We start from the raw sequence: 2,299 nt of genomic DNA on the forward strand, positions 1-2,299 counted from the left end.
TGAGAAAAATTTTAGCCGCCTTTATGCTTTTTGCGGAGTTAAATTTAGCAGCAGGAGAGAAAATGCAAAATTTAAAGATAGTCCTAAAGACTTCTAGCGGCGAAACTACGGCGATCCTAGATGATACGGCGGCAGCAAGAAGCTTTGCCGCACAGCTGCTGCTAACGCTAAATTTAGAGGACTACGGCGGACGCGAAAAGGTAGCTAAGCTGCCAAAACGGCTTGACATAAGCGATACTCCAAGTGGAAGCGACGGTAAAAAAGGCGAGATCTCGTACTTTGCTCCGTGGAATAACCTAGTGATATACTACGACTATCAGCCCTGCTACGATGGCATCGTGCGCTTGGGCGTGATAGATGGCGATGTAGGCTTGGTCGCAAAAGACGGGGAGATCAAGATAGAGCCGGCAAGATAAATCCGCCGTAGCCGCAAAAGCAATAAATAATAAACTTTAATTCCGCTCCTCGCGCCAAACTTTTTTATAGTCGCAGCACTATCCCCGCGGCGGCGGACATAAGCTTAAATTTTGGCATTTATGCGCTTCATGAAAATGGCTTTACGCCGTTTTATCGCAAATGCGAAAATCGGCAATTTATAAATAGCTAAGCGAGGCGGGTTTAGTATATAGACTGATTTTACTGTCTCATCTTTCTGCCAATCAGCGCAAAAACTACTATCACGCCGGCGATCATCAACCCAGCCTTCACGTAAAACGCTCTTCTCTCGCGCACGGCTTCGGGCGAGCTGGTTTTGAGCCGCACCTTGACGCTCATGCCGCCCGCTACGATGCTTAGCGTATCGCCCACCATGCCTTTTAGCTTCACGCTTAGCGTGTTTGTACCGCTTTGCGCGACCGTAGGCGTCATAAAGCCCGAGGCCTTGTAAGAGTAGCGCGTCATGAGGTCGTTGCAGTCTTTGGGGCGGAAAAATATCTCGTAGGTCTTATCCGCATCCACGCCCAGCACGTCGCCGTCGCGCGCGTCAAAATACGGATTTTGCGGAGTTTTGGTTTTAAAGCTCCATTTTATCTGCTTTACCTGAGCGCCCGCGCTTTGGGTGTTTTGATTTCGCGCACCTGCTTGCTCATAGCTAAAAACCGCCTCATACTGCGCGCCAAAGTCAAAAACCTCGCGCGAAAAAACCGCAAACTGCTTGGACGAAAATTTGGAGTTTATGTCGTTGGTGCTCGTGATGACGTGCAAATTTTGGATCTTTTGCCCGTCTTTAAATATCTCAAAATCTTTAAATTTTACATCGCCAGCGTTTGCGTTAAACTCGATACTAACGGGGTTTGCCGTGATCTTGCACTCGGGAAATGGGTCCGGGATCTCGCCGCTAAAATAGGGCGTCACCGCAGTAGCGTCCGGGAATTTGACGTAGGGCTTCATTGAGCCTGTGAAATTGTCAAATTTGGCATCTTTGATTTTTAGATTTTTATCAGCGCAGACATTTGTATAAAACCGTCCCGCGCCCGTATCGCTAGCACCTTTAGCGCAAAAGCCGTTTAACCGCGAGTTACCCATTTCAAAGACGAAGGCGTTAAATTTGTCCTTGGACGCGAGTGCGTAGCCTACCTCATCGACGCTCAAATTTAAAAACGCAAACCGGTGATAGATCGCCGCAAACAGCCCGTCCACCGCCTCTTTAAAGTCGCTTTTATAGGCGATATTTTCAAGCACTAGAGTTGATTTATAGCCTACGGCTAGGGCTCTATCGGCCGGAGTCGCGCCGCTAAATTTCGCCCGTCCCGCCACTTCGTCGTGCCCCATATATTCGTTTTGGGCACTGTATTCGGCGTGATTTTTAGCGGCCTGGCTTAAAATTTGATTTGGTTTTAGGGCGGAGAGTCCGGAGCCGCGGCGGTACTCGTTTAGATACGCGACCGCGTCCGAATCGGGAACGAAAGAAAACTCGGGCTGCTTGGCGGACTTTAGCGCAGAGTTTTGACCCTGCCCGCCAAAGATATCGCAGCCAGATAAAAAAAAGGCGCAGGCTAAAAGGCCGAATTTAAGCCCGCGTTTTACAGAGTAAAATTTCAATCCTGCGCCCTTTAAATTTAAGCCTTAGGACCGGCTTTTGCGTATTCTACGCCCTCTTTTACGTCCTCGTAGCGTTTAAAATTTGTCTCAAACATGCTCGCTAGTTTATCGCGAGTCGCGACGTATTCGTCCTTGTTTCCCCACGTATTTATCGGATTTAGCAGCTTCGTCTCGACGCCTGCGAGCTCTTTTGGGATCGCTAGATTAAATTTCTCGAAATTTTCAAATTCGCACTTTTTGATACTGCCGTCCAGGATCG

General features: G+C 48.5%; 2 protein-coding genes and 1 pseudogene. 1 reads left to right on the top strand and 2 read right to left on the bottom strand.

Features of this window, described 5'->3' with window-relative positions:
* On the top strand, positions 1-416 hold a 416-nt coding region (locus Q0546_RS07890; protein WP_298791985.1), incomplete at its 5' end, for a cyclophilin-like fold protein.
* 220 nt (positions 417-636) lie between these two features.
* On the opposite strand, the gene Q0546_RS07895 is transcribed toward Q0546_RS07890, so the two are convergent.
* Together Q0546_RS07895 and Q0546_RS07900 are read right to left on the bottom strand one after the other, a co-directional pair.
* Positions 637-2,040 (bottom strand): CAP domain-containing protein, encoded by a 1,404-nt coding sequence (locus Q0546_RS07895; RefSeq protein WP_298791987.1) that lies wholly within the window; start codon positions 2,038-2,040, stop codon positions 637-639.
* Positions 2,041-2,057: 17 nt separating this feature from the next.
* A pseudogene (locus Q0546_RS07900) lies at positions 2,058-2,299 on the bottom strand (phosphoenolpyruvate carboxykinase (ATP)); the annotation flags it as partial.

It is taken from the genome of uncultured Campylobacter sp., assembly GCF_937997465.1.
In the GTDB taxonomy this organism is placed as follows: domain Bacteria; phylum Campylobacterota; class Campylobacteria; order Campylobacterales; family Campylobacteraceae; genus Campylobacter_A.